Origin of the sequence: Chryseobacterium sp. SIMBA_038 (genome assembly GCF_046535115.1) — a bacterium.
Lineage (GTDB): Bacteria > Bacteroidota > Bacteroidia > Flavobacteriales > Weeksellaceae > Chryseobacterium.
On sequence record NZ_JAWRXH010000138.1, the window covers coordinates 1 to 276 of the forward strand.

Annotated in this window: 1 protein-coding gene; it reads right to left on the reverse strand. The window is 37.0% G+C overall.

The annotated features are described in order from the left end of the window. On the reverse strand, positions 1-276 hold a 276-nt coding region (locus tag SB689_RS23020), incomplete at both ends, for an efflux RND transporter permease subunit (protein WP_410694384.1).

Below are 276 nucleotides of genomic sequence, written 5' to 3' on the forward strand. Positions count from 1 at the left end.
TGTCCATTCATAACTGTAATCGGATGGAAGTTTATTCAACGTTGGTTCAATTTTATCCATCAAAGCTCCATTACTGATCCCGGGTTTCGGTACCACGTTGATGTTAAGAGAATTGTAAAGGTTATATCTCTGAACGGATTCCGGACCATATACTTTTTTCAAAGTGATTAAGGTATTGGCAGGAACCATCTCTCCTTTATTATTCTTCACAAAAATATCATTGAACGCCTGTTCATCCATTCTGAAAACACCGTCAGCCTTTATATTGACTCTATA